At 68.8% G+C, this 349-nt stretch carries 1 protein-coding gene; it reads left to right on the forward strand.

Annotation, left to right across the window (positions count from 1 at the left end; genetic code table 11):
* Nucleotides 1-103 precede the first annotated feature (103 nt).
* The coding region (locus AC1DMY_RS21120) for an arginase family protein (protein ID WP_477166795.1) at nt 104-349 on the forward strand (246 nt) is incomplete at its 3' end.

The following is a 349-nucleotide window of genomic DNA, read 5'->3' on the forward strand; positions in this document are numbered from 1 at the left end:
GCCCTGTTCGCCATCCAGTCGGCGCCTATCCACCAGGGCGCGCCGGCCCCGGCGGCGGAATAGCGCCTAATATGGGGAGGAGCCGCAACTACCGGAGCCTCCCATGCATCCTGTCACGCTGATTGGCGCGCCCACCGATGTCGGTGCCAGCATTCGCGGTACGTCGATGGGGCCCGAGGCCCTGCGCGTGGCCGATATTGCCGGGGCGCTGGCGCGCAACGGACTGCAGGTGACCGACTTCGGCAACCTCAGCGGCCCGGGCAACCCCGGCCAGCTTCCCGTCGACGGCATGCGCCACCTGCAGGAAGTGCTGACGTGGAACCAGTTGGTGTTCGACACCGCCTATGCC

Source organism: Dyella sp. 01L423 (genome assembly GCF_056399945.1).